Source organism: Nocardioides nanhaiensis (genome assembly GCF_039542785.1).
GTDB classification, from domain to species: Bacteria; Actinomycetota; Actinomycetes; order Propionibacteriales; family Nocardioidaceae; genus Nocardioides; species Nocardioides nanhaiensis.
The window spans coordinates 704169-718209 of record NZ_BAABIM010000001.1 but is presented as its reverse complement, the minus strand read 5'-3'; the positions used below and the strand labels follow the sequence as shown (position 1 = coordinate 718209).

The window sequence follows — 14041 nt, the reverse complement described above, 5'->3', positions numbered from 1 at the left end:
CTGCTGGGCGGTGGCTGGGGGGGCGGCGGTGCCTCAGCAACCGTTCTCCGGCCGTGTTCGGTCACTGAGGCACCGCTACCCGGGGCCGGTCACCGACGCCGTTGGCCGTAGCTGCGCTCGCCGACGGCGACCGCGAGTGGCAGGAAGAGCAACGGCCAACGTCGGTCGAAGCGAGGCGACGGGCCGCGGTACCCGAGCTCGAGCAGCTGCTCGTGCAACCACGTGATCATCCGCTGCGGTCGTGCCGCGCGCTCCTTGGTGACCTGGATGTAGGGCAGCTGGTGGCGACGCAGCAGCGCGTAGCGGTCGATGTCCGAGCAGTACTGCCGGCGGTCGGTCTGGTGGTGGGTGCCCTCGTACTCGATCACCACGCGCGGCTCGTTCAGCACCAGGTCGCCCATGACGACGTCCTCGTCGCTCAGCTGCAGCAGCGGGTTGGGCTCCGGCCGCGCCAGCTCGGCGAACTCCATCATCGCGCGCAGCTCGCTCTCGGGACGAGAGCGCGATGTCGCGACGAGGTACGGCAGGACCCACAGCGCCTCGTCGCTGCCCGCCCTCCACAGCTGAGCCAGGCAGAGCTCGCGGACCTCCTGCACGGCCATCAGCCGATTGCGCAGCAACCAGTCGCCGGTGCTGATGGCGTCGATGGTCCGCGCCCACCGGCACAGCTCCACGAACGCCGCCGCGACGGTGACTCCGACTCCGTCGCAGGGAGGCATCGCCTCGGTGCGATGCAAGAAGATGCCCGACGGCGTCACGTGGTGGTCGCGTGCGACGACGAAGTGCAGGGGCCTCAGCGGACCGTGCGGCAGCCCCGCCAGCTGCAGGCGCGTGACACCTGTGACCCGTGCGTCGGCCGGCAGCGTCATCACGGCTGCCCGCACCCATTGCTCGAGGCTCAGCTCCGCGTCCCTCAGGCAGTGGACGCGCGGGAAGATGCGAACGAAGCGCCTGCCCTGAAGCATCCGCGCCGTGACGCCGAGCGCGCGCGCCTGCTCGTGGCTGAAAGGGCCCTCGAGCAGGGCCTCCGGGATCTCTCGCACCGCCCCAGTGCACGTCGTCGAGAGCGACGGGCGGCGCCGTGCGGTGGGCGCTGTGGAGAACGACCCTCGCACGCTGCCCTGTGGAGGGTGAATGGGCCGCCGGGACGGTTGCTACGGCAACGGGGTTGGGGGTGTCTCAGTGACCGAACGCCAGCGGCGAATGATCACTCAGCCACCGCCGCCCGGGGGCGGGGGTGAGCCAGTAACCGTTCCAGGCGCACAACCGGTTGCTGAGACACCGCTCCCCCGGGCGCAACAGAGGGGGGCTCAGCCCCCGAGCAACCGCGAGACGTCGCCGCGGTCGGCGTCGACCATCAACCGCGCGAGGTCGAGGGCGTGCGTCTCAGCGCGCCAGCCGAGAGCGCCGTGCGCCTTGGAGGCGTTGCCGATGAGCGCGTCCACCTCGGCAGGGCGCTCGAAGCTCTCGTTGTGCTTCACGTGGTCCTCCCACCGCAGGCCTGCGTGCTCGAAGGCGGCGGCGCAGAAGTCGCGCACCGTGTGCCCGACGCCGGTGGCGAGCACGTAGTCGTCGGGCTCGTCCTGCTGCAGCATCCGCCACATGCCCTCCACGTACTCGGGCGCGTAACCCCAGTCACGGACGGCGTCGAGGTTGCCGAGCTCGACGTGGTCCTGGATGCCGGCCTCGATGGCGGCGACGGCCTTCGTGATCTTGCGGGTCACGAAGTTCTCGCCACGGCGCGGCGACTCGTGGTTGAACAGGATCCCCGAGACCGCGAACATCCCGTAGGCCTCGCGGTAGTTGATGGTCACCCAGTGCGCCTGCAGCTTGGAGGAGCCGTACGGCGAGCGCGGGTGGAACGTCGACTGCTCGTCCTGCGGGGGCGGCGTCGAGCCGAACATCTCCGAGGTGGATGCCTGGTAGAAGCGGCACTCCAGGCGCGCAGCGTGGATGGCCTCCAGCAGCCGCAAGGTGCCGATGGCGTTGGTCGACGCCGTGTAGTCGGGCATCTCGAAGGACACCTTGACGTGGCTCATCGCGCCGAGGTTGTAGACCTCGTGCGGCTCGATCATCCGCACCAGGTTCACGAGGCTGACGCCGTCGGTGAGGTCGCCGTAGTGCAGGTGCAGCCGCGCGTCGTCGTGCAGGTGGTCGATCCGACTGCGGTTGAGGAGCGAGGAACGGCGCACCAGCCCGTGCACCTCATAGCCCTTCTCCAGCAGCAGCTCGGCCAGGTAGGAGCCGTCCTGCCCGGTGATGCCGGTGACGAATGCCCGCTTCATCCTCGGGAGCCTAGGGCACCTCCGCGCCGGCTCCCGCAGAGCCCGCCGCGACGGTCGATCGACGTCGTCCGACCCGCCGTCGGTCGCGCACGAGAAATGTCTAGATAAGTGACGCAGGCCCCGTGACCGCGACGGACCCGCCTCGTTCTTCCCGGCAAGGCACGCCGGGGGGCAAACCAGAGGGAGAGAGCACGTGGCATCTCGGCAGGTAGACGTTCTCGTCGCAGGCGGCGGCGGTTTCATCGGCGGTCACCTCGTGGCCGACCTCCTGAAGCAGGGCAAGACCGTCCGCAGCATCGACATCAAGCCGCAGGACGAGTGGTACCAGGTCCACCCGGACGCGGAGAACCTCCAGGCCGACCTCTCGCTGCTCGACGCGGCGATGAGCGGCACCGAGGGCGCCTCCGAGGTCTTCATGCTCGCCGCCGACATGGGTGGCATGGGCTTCATCGAGAACAACAAGGCGCTGTGCATGCTCTCGGTGCTCACCAGCACCCACATGCTGCAGGCCGCGCAGGCGCACGGCGTCGAGCGCTACTTCTACTCCTCCTCCGCCTGCGTCTACGCCGCCGGCAAGCAGACCGACACCGCCGTCACCGCGCTCGTCGAGGCCGACGCCTACCCGGCACAGCCCGAGGACGGCTACGGCTGGGAGAAGCTCTTCACCGAGCGGATGTGCCGCCACTTCCTCGAGGACTACGGCCTGACGACGCGGGTCGCTCGCTACCACAACGTCTACGGCCCCGAGGGCACCTGGACCGGTGGGCGCGAGAAGGCCCCGGCCGCGGTGTGCCGCAAGATCGCTGAGGCCTCGATCTCCGGCGAGCACCACATCGACATCTGGGGCGACGGCGAGCAGACCCGCTCGTTCATGTACATCGACGACTGCGTGCAGGGCAGCCAGATGATCCTCGCGGGCGAGAGCCCCGAGCCGGTCAACCTGGGCAGCTCCGAGCTGGTCTCCATCAACCAGCTGGTGAGCATCGTCGAGAAGATCGCCGGCGTCTCCTGCGAGCGGCACTACCAGCTGGACGCCCCGCAGGGCGTGCGCGGCCGCAACTCCGACAACACGCTGATCAACGAGATCTACGGCTGGGAGCCCTCGATCACGCTGGCCGACGGCCTGGCCCAGACCTACGCCTGGGTCTACGACCAGGTCAAGCGCTCCCAGGGCTGAGGCGCGTTACCCGATGCGCATCCTCGTCCACGACTACAGCGGTCACCCGTTCCAGGTCGAGCTCAGCCGTGAGCTCGCCCGGCGCGGGCACCAGGTGGTGCACTCCTACTGCGCCGCCTACGTCTCCGGCAAGGGACACCTGACCGCCGAGCCGGGCGAGACCCTGCGCTTCGAGACCCTCGGGTCGCGCCCGGTCGAGAAGGACCGCTTCGCCGCCCGGCTGCTCGCCGAGCTGCGCGGCGGCGTCGAGCTGGCCCGTCACGTGCGCGCCGAGCGCCCCGACGTCGCGCTGCTGAGCAACGTGCAGATCCCCACCCTGTTCGTGTTCGCCGCCCTCATGGTCTTCGGTCGGGTCCCGTGGGTGCTCTGGCACCAGGACGTCTACTCGATCGCGGTCAAGTCGTTCGCCGGCGCCAAGCTGGGTCGTGCCTTCCGCGCCGTCGCCGCCGGCTTCACCGTGGGTGAGCGGTTCAGCGCCCGGCGCGCCGCGGCCGTCGTCGCCATCGCCGACTCCTTCGTGCCGGTGCACGAGGCGTGGGGCACCGCCCACAAGACCACCGTGATCCCCAACTGGGCGCCGCTGGACGAGATCGTCCCGGTGGAGCGCAAGAACGACTGGGCCGTCGAGCACGAGCTGGACGACGAGCTGACCCTGCTCTACTCCGGCACCCTGGGCCTCAAGCACAACCCGGCGCTGCTGGTGGGCCTGGCCCGCGAGGTCATCGACGCCGGCCGGCCCGTGCGGCTCGTCGTCGTCAACGAGGGCCCCGCCGTCGAGGTGCTGCGTGCCGAGGCCGCGCGACTCGACGTGCCCACCACGCTGCTGCCCTTCCAGCCCTACGAGCAGCTGCCCGAGGTGCTCGGCTCCGGCGACCTGCTGGTGGTGCTGCTCGAGCAGGACGCCGGCGCGTTCTCGGTGCCCTCCAAGACCCTCTCCTACCTCTGCGCCGGGCGCCCCGTGCTGGGCCTGATGCCGGCCGAGAACCTCGCCTCCCAGCTGGTCGGCGAGGCCGGCGGACTGGTGCTGCCCCCGCAGCCCGGTTCGCTCGCCGGTGCCGGCGCCTGGGCCGCCGAGCTGCTCGGCGACGCCGAGCGCCGCCGCGAGCTGGGCCACGCCGCGCGCGACCTCGCCGAGCGGGAGTTCGCACTGGCCGGCTGCGCCGACCGCTTCGAGCGGATCCTCACGGAGGTCGCCCGGTAGCGATGAGCCCGACTCCCCCCGTCACCCCCCTCTCCCCCACCCGCCCCCTCACCCGCTCCGCCGCGCTGACCCTGCGCGACGACGCCGGCGTGCTGCACGTCGTGCTCGGCCACCGCAGCCGGCTCGGCGTCGCACTGCTCTCGCGGGTCGGCGGTGACGACCGGCGCGAGCTGGCCGCTGTCGACGTGCCCGGCATCGAGGACGCCGCCGAGGTGCGCGTCTACGTGTGCGCACTCGGACCATCGCACCCGGTGGCCGCGGCTGACGACGACGAGGAGCGCTACGAGCGCGAGCTGAGCCTGGTGCGCCGCGTGGTCCGCGGCGCCGTCGCGGCCCGGACGCCGGTGCGCGTCGTCCACGTCTCCTCGGTGATCGCCCTCGCACCTTCCGGCGACCGGCTGCACTACGGCGGCTGGAAGCAGCGGGTCGAGCGCGACCTGCGAGCAGTGCTCTCCGCCGAGGGTGCCACCCACGATCTTGCCGTCGTCCACCCCGGACGACTGGTGCACGACCATGACCGAGGCCGGCCGCAGCAGCGCCTGCACACGCGCTACCGCGACCTCGCCGACGTCCTCACGGCGGCCGTCAGGGACGACGGGTCCCGCCACGTCATCGGTCTCGACGCCCGGCTCTGGCTGCTCGCCAGAGGCCGCGTGCGGCAGGCCCTTGCAACACCGGGACGACGTCGTCCCACCCAGCAGCAGCACGGTGAGAGGTAAGCATCATGGGGAAGAAGCGCGCGTTCGACCTGACGCTGGTGGTGCTCGGAGCCCTGGTCTGGGTCCCGGTGCTGGCACTGGCCTCGCTGATGGTGCTGCTCCGCGAGGGGCGGCCCGTCTACTACAAGAGCAACCGTCGGGTCTCCGGCGGCGAGGTCATCAAGCTCACCAAGTTTCGCACGATGGTGAAGAACGCCGACAAGATTGCCAACCGCAACACCGTGGCGATCGACAACAACGTGCGCTTCCTCAACATCCCGCCGGACTCGCCGCTCTACACGCCGGTCGGCCGCCTGCTCGAGCGGGGCGGCATCACCGAGCTGCCCCAGCTGGTGCACGTGCTGCGCGGTGACATGAGCATCGTGGGCAACCGGCCGCTCCCCGAGAACGTGATGAGCTGCCTGCGCGAGGAGTACCCCTACGCCGACGACCGCTTCCTCACCAAGGCGGGGCTGACGGGCCCCGCTCAGCTGGTGGGTCGCGAGTCGCTCACCGACTCCGAGCGGCTCAAGCTCGAGAGCGCCTACTGCCACGCCGCACGCCACGGCTACTCCATGTGGCTCGACCTCTCGATCCTGCTCTCCACCGTAATGATCGTGCTCGGCGTGCGGCAGGCGCTGGGCTACCAGGGCACGCTTGACCTGATCGAGCGCCGCAGCCGCCGTCGCAGCACTGTCACCGTGCTCGCGCCGGAGTCGGCCACCGTTGTCGACGTCGTCGCTCCTGCGCAGGCGATGGCGGAGTGACGCTTCCCAGCCACCTGTCGTCGTCCGACTGACGGCGGCGAGGGCGCTGCGCGCGGGGTGGCGGTGCCTCAGTGACCGATCACGCGGGCCGAACGGTCACCCGCACACCGCTCCCACCGGCCGGCGGTGCCCCAGTGACCGATCACGCGGGCCGAACGGTCACCCACACACCGCCCCCACCGGCCGGCGGTGCCCCAGTGACCGATCACGCGGGCCGCACGGTCACCCGCACACCGCTCCCCCACCAGCCGCTCAGGGCTTGAACCAGAGCTGGGTGTCCCAGACGCCGTTGGTGGTGCGGATCGTGCGCCACTGCGCGGTGCGCTCGAAGAACTCGCGCCACCCCGCGGTCGCCGGAGCGGAGACGTGCCAGGGCGAACGGGTCGGGCCCGGGAGGTAGGTGTCGGCGTTGTCCAGGATCAGCAGTCCGCCCGACCGGAGCAGCTCGATGCCCCGCAACGCGCAGGCGTCGCGGTACTCGCCATCCACGAACACGAAGTCCAGCGATGACGGGCTCAGTGCTGCGAAGGCGCCGCTGTACGCAGCCCGGTGCTCGTCGGTCTCGTAGCCCATCTCCGCCGACGAGACCAGCACCAGCTCGACGTTGGACACCCGCTGGCGCCTCAGCTCCTCCTGCAACGCCTCGTGCCACCGCTCGACACCCTCCACGGAGCGCACGGAGGCCACGCGCGAGGCGAACCACGGTGTCGTGCTGCCGGCTCCGAACTCCAGGCCGTGGTCGGTGGGTCGGAGCAGCTGGTCGAGGAGGCTCCGCGCCTCAGCGGTGATCCACGGCTCGCGGGCACCCCACCTGGCCCGCAGCTGCAGAGACGCGCGAGTGGCCACGTATCGGGGCAGGGCCGTGGCGGGGAGCCGCACGTGCGGCTGCTCCTGACCGGGCTTGCCCTGTGCCCAGGCGGGGTGGCGGCGCTGCCAGGCTCGCTCGATCACCCTCTCGGTGAGGGTCCTGCTGTCGTTCACGCCTCAATCCTGGCGCACGAACAGCCCGTCGACCTGCATCATCCTGCCATCGTCGGGAGAGGAAAAACCCGGCTCGATGATGTGCAACCGGAAGCCCAGCTCCCGCATCCGTGCGTAGTGGGCGTCGAAGAGCTCCTGACCCTCGTAGAGCTCCACGAAGGAGAGCTCCAGCTGCACGGCACCGAGCTGCTCGACGAGCTCTCCCGCACCCGCCAGCACCTCGGCCTCGTAGCCCTGGGTGTCGATCTTGAGCAGCGTCCGCTCGGGCTCCAGCTCGTTGCCCGCCATCAGCGCCCGCACCGTCGTCACAGGCACGGTCTCGCTGGCCACGTACGCCGAGCCAGGCGCGCTCTCGCGGTGAGCATCGGTCATCGGCAGGAGCGAGGACGAGAACGAGTTGGCTGAGACGTTGATGGTCGTCTCGCCCCGCTCCCGGCCCACGGCGGTGCGGAGCGTCGTCCACGTCGCATCTCCCGCGGCGCGCCGCTGCAGCTGCTCGAAGGCGCCGCTCAGCGGCTCGCAGCTCACGACCCTCCCGGTGTACCCGGCGCGCCGGAGCAGCGTGGCGTACTGGCCCACGTTGGCACCGACGTCGAGCACGGCGGTGACGTCGCGGGCCGCCAGCGCCCGGGACAGCCGCGTCGCGTAGGCACCGCGCGAGACCTCCAGGTCGGCGCGCATCAACGCACCGCGCACCAGCAGCTTGGCGCGCTCGCGCAGCCTGTTCGCGAGGGTCTGGTCGGGACTGGTCACGCGGCCTCCTGGTCGCTCAGCAGCTCGTCGAGAGCATCCTCCACCTCGGCGGGGTCGAGGTCGATGTCGTCCATGACCCCCAGCTGACGGGCCGTGGCCCGCGGCGAGTGCGGCTCCGAGGCCACCAGGTAGCGGTAGCGGGAATCCGCGATGTTGGCCACGATCGACCAGTAGCCGGGGTTCAGGTAGGTGGGCGCGAACAGCTCGAGCAGCCGCACGCCCGGTCGGGAGAAGACCAGGTTCGTCAGCGCGGCACCGTGCGGCGCGACGACGACCCTGGCCGCGGCGAAGTGGTCGATCTGCTCCTGCACCGAGAGCCGCCCGGGGTCGACGACGGCGAACCCGCGCCGTTCCAGCCGCTCACGCAGCTCCTCCTCACGCACCACCCGCCGCGTGTGCGGCGTCGTCCCGCGCGTCACGTAGAGCCGCTCGGGCAGCCCCGTCGTGCGCGACGGCGGCAGAGCCTCGCGCAGCCACCGCGTGGTCTCCGGGGCGACCACCGTGCTGCTGTTCGGGAGCGAGGGGACCAGCAGGCGATCTGCTCGCACCGCGAGTCGCCGGCGCGGCTCGAGGACGCGCAGACGATCCAGCCCCAGCATCGCGACGAGCTCGCGCTGGTACCGCGTCGCCCGGTCGACCAGGACGGCGTCCGCGCCACGCAGGGCGCCCGGCAGGGCGTCCTCGAGGATGCCGAGGCGAGGCAGCGCGTCGATGAGGAAGTGGTAGTAGTTGTGGCCCGTGGCCCTGCTCGCCAACGTGACCAGGGTCCCCGAGACCTGCTCCCGCTCGGCAGCCCTCCGCGGGAGGGGGTCGAGGTACACCGGGTGCTCACGCCAGCCTCGTGTGCCGAAGTAGTGACTGGTCTCGTGGTCCATGCGGTTGCCCGCCGTCACGACGGCACAGTGGGGGCCGAGCACGCTGCCGTCGCGCAGCTCGAGCACGAACGTCTCCGGGACCTCGTGCGGCCCGAGGCTCGCGAACCAGGGATGGCCGACCGGTCGACCGACCGGCGCGGGCCGCTGCAGTCGGACGGGCCTGGTGGCCAGGTGGTAGCGCGCCGATCCCGGCTCCAGCAACGCCGTCTCCCGCGACGACGGGGTGGCGGCAGTCGGCACGTCGTCGGGTCGGATCCGCCGCGTCACCGTCCCGACGCCGCGGGCCCCTGCACGGTGCGCCACCTTGACCGCCGGCCACAGCGGCTGCAGGCGAGGCGGAAGACGTGTCATCCGTCGTTACGCGTCGCGACGTGCAAGCCACATGACGCCGAGCCCGGCGCGGGTGCCGGGGTCGTGCGCCACCTCGTGGATGCCGACTGCTGCGAGGAAGTCGGTCAGCTCGGCGAGCGAGTGGCCCTCGACCGGGTGGTACTCCATGACCACCTTGCGCACGTCGGCCCACGAGGCGGGGTCGCTGCGCAGGATGACGTCGTACTCGGCGCCCTCGATGTCCATCTTGACGATCTGGACGGGGCCGCCCGCGCCGGCCACGGCGGCGTCGAAGGTGCTGCAGGGGACCGTCACCTCGGTGCCGAGACCCTCGGGCGCCGTCAAGCCGTTGTGGCCGCTGGCGGTACCGCTGTCCACGAACGTGAACGTGCCGGCCTCCCCCGCCATCGCCTCGGCGTGCACGGTGATCCTCGAGCCCAGCCGGTTGACGTCGACGTTGCGCTGGACGTAGCCGGCGCTGGTGGGCGACGCCTCGTAGACGTGGATGCGCGCCGCCGGCAGGTGCTGGGCCACCGCGAGCGCGAAGCAGCCGATCTGGCCGCCGACGTCGAGCACGACCGCATCCGCGTCGACTCCGGCGCACAGCTCGTCGAGGCGGTAGCCGTCGTCGGCGAAGATCTCGTACAGCGGGAAGCGCGCGCCGTCGGCGTTCGGCGAGACCACGGTGTAGCCGTTACGCAGACGGAACGTCAGCTCGTCGCGACGCCAGGGGGTCTCGGCGGCGGCGATGTCGAGCAGGACGCGGGGGAAGTTGCGGAACAGCGACGGCGTCTGCTTGATCCGGGTGGCGATGTGCGAGGTGCCGCGGGCGGTCTTCATGAGGGGCTCCGAGGGTCGGCGGCGAGGACATGGGGGGCAGGCGCCGCGCCTGCGGGGGTGGGTGTGGTCGTGCGGGCAGACATCGGTGTCGCGCGCTCGCGGGCGGCGAGCACCATCGGGATGGCGCCGAGCGCGACGACGGCCCAGACGCTGCGGTCGTAGAGGCTCGGCACCGTGGCGCCAAAGCCGATGTAGGCCCAGACCGCGTAGGCGAGCCGCCGGTGCTCGTGGGCGCCGAACAGGGGACGGGCCAGGGCGTACAGCACGAGCAGGTAGCCCACCAGCCCGAGGATGCCGATCCCGACGGCGACCTCGAGGAAGTTGTTGTGGATGTCGAAGAGGTCCACCAGTCCCGAGCCGAGCAGCGGATGCTCCCAGAACCGGTCGATGCCGCCCTCGAGGCCGAGCGAGCGGGCCGAGGTGGCGTACTGGGCGCTGGTGTCGCCGGAGAGCCGCGCGAGCACCGAGTTCGGTCCGGCAAGGCTGGCGAGGTAGGGCAGCAGGAGCAGGCCCAGGGCGCCCAGGGCCGCCATCACGAAGCCACCCACCGCTGATCGCTCCACGAACGGGATCATCAGCACGAGCACGGCGACGACGACCGTGCCCGCGCGGCTGCCGCTCATCCACACCGAGGTCGCGGCCACGAGGCCGCCGACCACGAGTGCCGTCGTGATGAGCACGGTGCGCCCGAGGTGGCGGTGGGCCAGGTACAGCAGGAGGCAGACGGCCATCACACCGGACTGCGCCAGGTAGTTGGGGTGGGTGGAGAGCCCTGCCTGTCGACCCATCGCCTCGTTGCCCTGGGCGATGCCCAGCACGAGGCTGAAGGCCTGGCCGGCGACGAAGCTGGCCGCGAGCAGGTCGATCTGTCGCGCCAGGGGCCCCCACAGGGCGAAGGCGATCGGCAGCCCGATCATGACGATCATCCAGAAGACGACCGCGATGAAGCTCTCGACGTACCGCGGCGAGAGTGCCGAGGACAGCAGCCCGCACACCAGCACGATGCCGACGCCCACGACGTACGAGGCTGGGAACCTGACCCGCCCGCGGGTCAGCTGGGGCAGCAGCAGGGCGAAGCCGGCGAACAGCAGGAGATCGGTGGCGGTCACGAGCGAGGCCGCTCCACCGATCGCGACACCCTTGTAGAAGGGCGCGGTGAAGTAGGCGCCCATCAGCACCAGCACGCCCGCGCGGTGCGCGCCGAGCAGGGAGAGCGCCACCACCCCGAGTACCAGCATCACCCCGGCCGCGGCGACGAGCATCCCGCCCGCCGACGACGCCCACACCAGCACAGCCACCAGCAGCAGCGCTGCGGCGTAGAGCTGCACGGGCATCCGGGGGGTCACAGGCCGACTCCAGGGGGTGGTCGCGGTGTGGGTGGTGGGGGCGGGGTGCTGGGTGGTCAGCAGGCTAGTGGCCGCGGGGCCTCGCCGACCGCACAACGAGCGCAGTCGCTGGTGGTCACGTGCGCGGGCGGGCGGGCGGTGTCCCAGTGACCGATCGGTCCGGCGGAACGGGCACTCAGCCACCGCCACCCCCGGGCAGCGGTGCCTCAGCCACCGAACATCGCCCCAGAACGGGCACCCACGCACCGCCACCCCGCGGGTGGCCGGCAACCCGCACTTCCCAGCGCACCACCCGCGGCACCCCTACGATGACGGCGCCCGGAGCCCGAGGAGGTCGTGTGGCGAACGGGGAGAGCCCGCGGTCCGGCGCATCGGGCTTCATAGTGATCGTGGCGGGCACCTTCGGCGTCCAGCTGATGGCGCTGGGCACCGGCATCATCACCGCGCGCCTGCTCGGCGTCGAGGGCCGTGGGCAGGTCGCCCTCGTCGTCGCCGCCTCCGCGATGGTCGCCCGGCTCACCCTCGGGGCCTCGTTGCCGGTCGCGATCGCACAGCTGCTCGCCCGCGACGGGCTGCTCGCGCGCGACGCCGCCCGACACCTGCTCCCGCGGTGGCTGGGGCAGAGCCTCCTCTTCGGCGTGTTCGTCGCCGTGTACGTGGCCGCCACGCTCGACGGCGTCGACCCCACCGCGCGCTCCGTCCTCGCCGTCGGGGCCGGGTTGCTCACCGTGCAGACGATCCTGGGCGGGATCGTGGCCGGAGCGCTGCAGGGCGAGCTGGCCAGCCCGCCCAAGCTCGTCGTCGGCGGCCTGGCGCTGCAGGCACCGTTCTTCGTGCTGCTGGTCGTGCTCTTCGCACTGGGGTGGACCACGGACGCGCCCGGCGTGGTGGCCCTGCAGGTGGGCGCCGCGGTACCGGCGCTGGCGCTGTGCTGGTGGCTGCTCCGGGCGCCGTCGGGCGACAGCCGCCGCCTGGACCGGCGCGAGCTCTCCCGGGTGTCACGCTCCAACTACGTGACCGCCGTCGGCAGCATCAACAGCATCGGCCTGGACCGGAACCTCGTCGGGGCCATCCTCGGCGCCGCCCAGCTCGGCCTCTACGCGACGGCGCTGGCCCTGGCCAACCTGTGCTCGGTGATCGGCACCGGCGTCTCGACCGTCCTGCTCCCCCGGCTCTCGGCGGTCCGCGACGACCCGGTCGCGGCGAAGGCGCTGCGGCGCCAGTGGCTGCCGGCCACCGCGATCCTGATGCTGCTCGTCGTCGGCTTCCTGCAGCTGGTCGTCGACCCGGTCGTCCGGCTCGCCTTCGGCGCCGAGTTCGCGCCGGCCATCGATGTCGCGCGCTGGCTGATCCTGGCCGACGGCCTGCTCGGCTTCCGTCGCGTCCAGAGCGCCGTCCTGCAGGCGCAGGGCCGCGGTGGCACCGCGTCGCGCATCGAGCTCGTCCTCACCCTGGTGCTGGTCGCAGCCATCGTGGCGGCCGCACTGGCCTCCGAGCTGGTGCTGGTCGGCGTCTCGCTCGCCGTCGTCGGGCTGCTCAGCGTGGTCTCGCTGCAGCTGGCCATCTGGCGGGGACCGGCGAGGTCGTCGCGGGCCAGGCACCGCGCCTGATCCTGTCGCTCAGCCCCCCGCGAACGGCGGCAGCAGCTCGACGACGTCGCCCGGCTCGACGACGACCGCCCCGGGGTCCTCGGTGCCCACGGGCTGCTCGCCCACCAGCACCGAGCACACGCCGACGACGTCGGGCAGGCGGGTGCCGGGGTGCAGCGCGACCGCCGCGGCCAGCACCTCGGCGAGCGTCATCGGGGCGCCCGCGGGGAGGTCGTCGTGGGCGACGCCGGCGGCCGCGCGGGCCGCTGCCCAGTAGTTGACGCGGATGACGCCGGTCTCACTACCGGCAGGTAGCGGGGCGGTGACGGCCATGTGTCGTTATCCTTGCCACTTGAGGTTCCGAGGCCCAGTGTCGCGTCCCGGTCCCACCCGAGGGGGAGGAACCACTACTCATGAGCACTCTGCTGCTGCTGACCAACAGTCTGCAGTCCTCTGCGGAGGTACTGCCCGCGCTGACGCTGCTCGGCCACCAGGTCAAGATCCTGCCAGCCGAGGGAAGCGCCCTGCTCGAGGCCCCGGACGCCGACCTGCTGCTGGTCGACGGTCGTCAGGACCTCGCCGGCGCGCGTGACCTGTGCCGCCTGATCCGCACCACCGGCTCCGAGGTGCCCGTGCTGCTCGTGGTGACCGAGGGCGGGCTCGCCGTCGTCGCCCACGACTGGGGCATGGACGACGTCGTGCTCCACACCTGCGGCCCCGCCGAGCTCGAGGCCCGCGTCAAGCTCTCCCTGGGCCGGCTCAAGGCCGCGCGTGACGCGGACGACCCCGAGGCGCACGTGATCCGCTCCGGCGAGGTCGTCGTCGACGAGGCCACCTACACCGCCCGGCTCGGCTCCCGCCCCCTCGACCTGACGTTCAAGGAGTTCGAGCTCCTCAAGTTCCTCGCCCAGCACCCCGGCCGCGTCTTCAGTCGCCAGCAGCTGCTGCAGGAGGTGTGGGGCTACGACTACTTCGGCGGCACCCGCACCGTCGACGTGCACGTGCGCCGCCTGCGCGCCAAGCTCGGCCCCGAGAACGAGACGCTCATCGGCACCGTGCGCAACGTCGGCTACCGCTTCGTGCTGCCCAGCAAGGAGAAGTCGGCCTCCGCCGACGCCGCGCGGTCCACCAGCGAGGGTGGCGCGCGCCAGGACGCCTGAGGCGGGTCACCCGGGCCCCCCCACGCACCGACGCCTAGC

At 71.8% G+C, this 14041-nt stretch carries 14 protein-coding genes; 6 read left to right on the top strand and 8 right to left on the bottom strand.

Translation table 11 applies throughout. From position 1 onward, the window contains the following. Nucleotides 1-89 precede the first annotated feature (89 nt). A complete protein-coding gene (locus tag ABD948_RS03460; RefSeq protein WP_345262677.1) occupies nt 90-1043 on the bottom strand; it encodes a hypothetical protein in 954 nt (317 codons plus the stop codon). A gap of 267 nt (nt 1044-1310) precedes the next feature. Next, on the bottom strand, nt 1311-2285 hold the full coding sequence (gene gmd, locus ABD948_RS03455) for a GDP-mannose 4,6-dehydratase (protein ID WP_345262675.1): 975 nt from the start codon (nt 2283-2285) through the stop codon (nt 1311-1313). A gap of 193 nt (nt 2286-2478) precedes the next feature. Between gmd and ABD948_RS03450 the strand changes: the two genes are divergently transcribed. From ABD948_RS03450 to ABD948_RS03435, 4 genes are read left to right on the top strand one after another with little or no spacing between them, the layout of a single operon-like run. After that, nucleotides 2479-3462, top strand: coding sequence for an NAD-dependent epimerase/dehydratase family protein (locus tag ABD948_RS03450; protein ID WP_345262673.1), 984 nt, complete (start codon nt 2479-2481; stop codon nt 3460-3462). A 13-nt stretch (nt 3463-3475) separates the two neighbouring features. Then, nucleotides 3476-4663 carry a glycosyltransferase family 4 protein gene (locus ABD948_RS03445; RefSeq protein WP_345262671.1) on the top strand — a complete coding sequence of 396 codons (1188 nt, stop codon included), beginning with the start codon at nt 3476-3478 and terminating at the stop codon, nt 4661-4663. Between the two features lie 2 nt (nt 4664-4665). Continuing rightward, on the top strand, nt 4666-5382 hold the full coding sequence (locus ABD948_RS03440; RefSeq protein ID WP_345262669.1) for a hypothetical protein: 717 nt from the start codon (nt 4666-4668) through the stop codon (nt 5380-5382). Between the two features lie 5 nt (nt 5383-5387). Continuing rightward, on the top strand, nt 5388-6128 hold the full coding sequence (locus ABD948_RS03435) for a sugar transferase (protein ID WP_345262667.1): 741 nt from the start codon (nt 5388-5390) through the stop codon (nt 6126-6128). Between the two features lie 252 nt (nt 6129-6380). Here the strand turns inward: ABD948_RS03435 and ABD948_RS03430 are convergent, their stop codons facing one another. From ABD948_RS03430 to ABD948_RS03410, 5 genes are read right to left on the bottom strand one after another with little or no spacing between them, the layout of a single operon-like run. Further along, the gene (locus ABD948_RS03430; protein WP_345262665.1) at nt 6381-7109 is read right to left on the bottom strand and encodes an O-methyltransferase; all 729 of its coding nucleotides are present in this window, start codon (nt 7107-7109) and stop codon (nt 6381-6383) included. 3 nt (nt 7110-7112) lie between these two features. Then, nucleotides 7113-7862: an FkbM family methyltransferase gene (locus ABD948_RS03425; RefSeq protein ID WP_345262663.1), complete on the bottom strand. Its 750-nt coding sequence runs from the start codon at nt 7860-7862 to the stop codon at nt 7113-7115. Beyond that, nucleotides 7859-9088 (bottom strand): glycosyltransferase family 61 protein, encoded by a 1230-nt coding sequence (locus ABD948_RS03420; protein ID WP_345262661.1) that lies wholly within the window; start codon nt 9086-9088, stop codon nt 7859-7861. The genes ABD948_RS03425 and ABD948_RS03420 overlap by 4 nt, the downstream gene beginning before the upstream one ends. Nucleotides 9089-9094: 6 nt before the next feature. After that, nucleotides 9095-9907 carry an FkbM family methyltransferase gene (locus tag ABD948_RS03415; protein WP_345262659.1) on the bottom strand — a complete coding sequence of 271 codons (813 nt, stop codon included), beginning with the start codon at nt 9905-9907 and terminating at the stop codon, nt 9095-9097. After that, nucleotides 9904-11253, bottom strand: a complete 1350-nt coding sequence (locus ABD948_RS03410) for an O-antigen ligase family protein (protein ID WP_345262657.1) — start codon at nt 11251-11253, stop codon at nt 9904-9906. Before ABD948_RS03410 ends, ABD948_RS03415 begins: the two co-directional genes overlap by 4 nt. A 338-nt stretch (nt 11254-11591) precedes the next feature. On the opposite strand from ABD948_RS03410, the gene ABD948_RS03405 reads away from it, so the two are divergent. Then, on the top strand, nt 11592-12863 hold the full coding sequence (locus tag ABD948_RS03405; RefSeq protein ID WP_345262655.1) for an oligosaccharide flippase family protein: 1272 nt from the start codon (nt 11592-11594) through the stop codon (nt 12861-12863). 9 nt (nt 12864-12872) lie between these two features. Here ABD948_RS03405 and ABD948_RS03400 read toward each other — a convergent pair whose 3' ends face one another. Beyond that, on the bottom strand, nt 12873-13175 hold the full coding sequence (locus tag ABD948_RS03400; protein ID WP_345262653.1) for a MoaD/ThiS family protein: 303 nt from the start codon (nt 13173-13175) through the stop codon (nt 12873-12875). An 80-nt stretch (nt 13176-13255) separates the two neighbouring features. On the opposite strand from ABD948_RS03400, the gene ABD948_RS03395 reads away from it, so the two are divergent. Then, a complete protein-coding gene (locus ABD948_RS03395; RefSeq protein ID WP_345262651.1) occupies nt 13256-14002 on the top strand; it encodes a response regulator transcription factor in 747 nt (248 codons plus the stop codon). Nucleotides 14003-14041: the final 39 nt, after the last annotated feature.

What these genes read in the sequence shown, in the direction of transcription:
- ABD948_RS03395 (WP_345262651.1), top strand. Translation starts at nt 13,256, where the DNA reads ATGAGCACTCTGCTGCTGCTGACCAACAGTCTGCAGTCCTCTGCGGAG.
- gmd (WP_345262675.1), bottom strand. Translation starts at nt 2,285, where the DNA reads ATGAAGCGGGCATTCGTCACCGGCATCACCGGGCAGGACGGCTCCTAC.
- ABD948_RS03445 (WP_345262671.1), top strand. Translation starts at nt 3,476, where the DNA reads ATGCGCATCCTCGTCCACGACTACAGCGGTCACCCGTTCCAGGTCGAG.
- ABD948_RS03415 (WP_345262659.1), bottom strand. Translation starts at nt 9,907, where the DNA reads ATGAAGACCGCCCGCGGCACCTCGCACATCGCCACCCGGATCAAGCAG.
- ABD948_RS03440 (WP_345262669.1), top strand. Translation starts at nt 4,666, where the DNA reads ATGAGCCCGACTCCCCCCGTCACCCCCCTCTCCCCCACCCGCCCCCTC.
- ABD948_RS03420 (WP_345262661.1), bottom strand. Translation starts at nt 9,088, where the DNA reads ATGACACGTCTTCCGCCTCGCCTGCAGCCGCTGTGGCCGGCGGTCAAG.
- ABD948_RS03400 (WP_345262653.1), bottom strand. Translation starts at nt 13,175, where the DNA reads ATGGCCGTCACCGCCCCGCTACCTGCCGGTAGTGAGACCGGCGTCATC.
- ABD948_RS03435 (WP_345262667.1), top strand. Translation starts at nt 5,388, where the DNA reads ATGGGGAAGAAGCGCGCGTTCGACCTGACGCTGGTGGTGCTCGGAGCC.